The organism is Salipiger sp., assembly GCF_059781815.1.
The window spans coordinates 1-2,225 of sequence record NZ_JBYNAH010000384.1 but is presented as its reverse complement, the minus strand read 5'-3'; the positions used below and the strand labels follow the sequence as shown (position 1 = coordinate 2,225).

The window sequence follows — 2,225 nt, the reverse complement described above, 5'->3', positions numbered from 1 at the left end:
CGGCCTCGGCCTGAACATGGAACTCCTGGACGCGGAAGGGGAGGAGTGACGAAGAATTTTCCTTCGAAAATTCTTCCGCCCAAAATTCTTCGTACGAAGAATTTTGGGCCCTCTCCCGACGCAGCCATGACACAAAGGTTTTGACATGAACCAGGAACTGACGAACAACCCGTTCAACCCGCTGACCCCGCCCAAGGTCTTCGACGAGATCAAGGTGTCGCTCGCTTCGCCCGAGCGGATCCTCTCGTGGTCCTACGGCGAGATCAAAAAGCCCGAGACGATCAACTACCGCACGTTCAAGCCCGAGCGTGACGGCCTCTTCTGCGCGCGCATCTTCGGCCCGATCAAGGACTACGAATGCCTGTGCGGCAAGTACAAGCGCATGAAGTATCGCGGCGTCGTCTGCGAAAAGTGCGGCGTCGAAGTCACCCTCCAGAAGGTGCGCCGCGAGCGCATGGGCCACATCGAGCTGGCCGCGCCCTGCGCCCATATCTGGTTCCTGAAGTCGCTGCCGTCGCGCATCGGTCTCATGCTGGACATGACCCTGCGTGACCTCGAGCGCGTGCTCTACTTCGAGAACTACGTGGTGATCGAGCCCGGTCTCACCGACCTGACCTATGGCCAGATGCTCACCGAGGACGAGTTCCTCGATGCGCAGGACGCCTATGGCATGGACGCCTTCACCGCCAATATCGGCGCCGAGGCAATCCGCGAGATGCTGGCCCAGATCGACCTCGAGGCCGAGGCCGAGCAGCTGCGTGCCGACCTCAAGGAGGCCACCGGCGAGCTGAAGCCGAAGAAGATCATCAAGCGCCTCAAGGTGGTTGAGAGCTTCCTCGAGTCCGGCAACCGCCCGGAGTGGATGGTTCTCACGGTGATCCCGGTCATCCCGCCGGAACTGCGTCCGCTGGTGCCGCTGGACGGTGGCCGCTTCGCGACCTCCGACCTCAACGACCTGTACCGCCGCGTGATCAACCGGAACAACCGCCTCAAGCGGCTGATCGAGCTGCGCGCGCCGGACATCATCGTCCGCAACGAGAAGCGGATGCTGCAGGAAGCCGTCGACGCGCTGTTCGACAACGGCCGCCGCGGCCGCGTCATCACCGGCGCCAACAAGCGTCCGCTGAAGTCGCTCTCCGACATGCTCAAGGGCAAGCAGGGCCGCTTCCGTCAGAACCTTCTCGGCAAGCGCGTCGACTTCTCGGGCCGTTCGGTCATCGTGACCGGCCCCGAGCTCAAGCTGCACCAGTGCGGCCTGCCCAAGAAGATGGCGCTCGAGCTGTTCAAGCCGTTCATCTACTCGCGGCTCGAGGCCAAGGGCCTGTCGAGCACCGTGAAGCAGGCGAAGAAGCTGGTCGAGAAAGAGCGCCCCGAGGTCTGGGACATCCTCGACGAGGTGATCCGCGAGCACCCGGTTCTGCTGAACCGCGCGCCGACGCTGCACCGTCTCGGCATCCAGGCGTTCGAACCCCAGCTCATCGAGGGCAAGGCGATCCAGCTGCACCCGCTCGTGTGTTCGGCCTTCAACGCCGACTTCGACGGTGACCAGATGGCCGTTCACGTGCCGCTGTCGCTGGAGGCGCAGCTCGAGGCGCGTGTCCTGATGATGTCGACGAACAACGTGCTGTCGCCGGCAAACGGCAGCCCGATCATCGTGCCGTCGCAGGACATGATCCTTGGCCTCTACTACCTCACCATCATGCGCGAAGGCATGAAGGGCGAGGGCATGGTGTTCTCGAACATCGAAGAGGTCGAGCACGCGCTCACCGCCGGCGAAGTGCACCTGCACGCCAAGATCACCTGCCGCGTCAAGCAGATCGACGAGACCGGCCAGGAGATCGTCAAGCGGTTCGAGACCACCCCGGGCCGCGTGCGCCTCGGCGCGCTGCTGCCGATGAACGCCAAGGCGCCGTTCGACCTGGTCAACAGCCTGCTGCGGAAGAAGGACGTCCAGCGCGTCATCGACACCGTCTACCGCTACTGCGGTCAGAAGGAGTCGGTCATCTTCTGTGACCAGATCATGTCGATGGGCTTCAAGGAGGCCTTCAAGGCGGGCATCTCGTTCGGCAAGGACGACATGGTCATCCCCGACGCGAAATGGGATCTGGTCGAGGAAACCCGCGATCAGGTGAAGGACTTCGAACAGCAGTACATGGACGGCCTGATCACCCAGGGCGAAAAGTACAACAAAGTTGTCGATGCCTGGTCGAAGTGTAACGACAAGG

The 2,225-nt window shown here is 62.6% G+C and carries 1 protein-coding gene; it reads left to right on the top strand.

The annotated features are described in order from the left end of the window. Window positions 1–145: 145 nt before the first annotated feature. A partial coding sequence (gene rpoC / locus AC6RA4_RS24980; RefSeq protein WP_500164945.1) for a DNA-directed RNA polymerase subunit beta' occupies window positions 146–2,225 on the top strand: 2,080 nt, incomplete at its 3' end.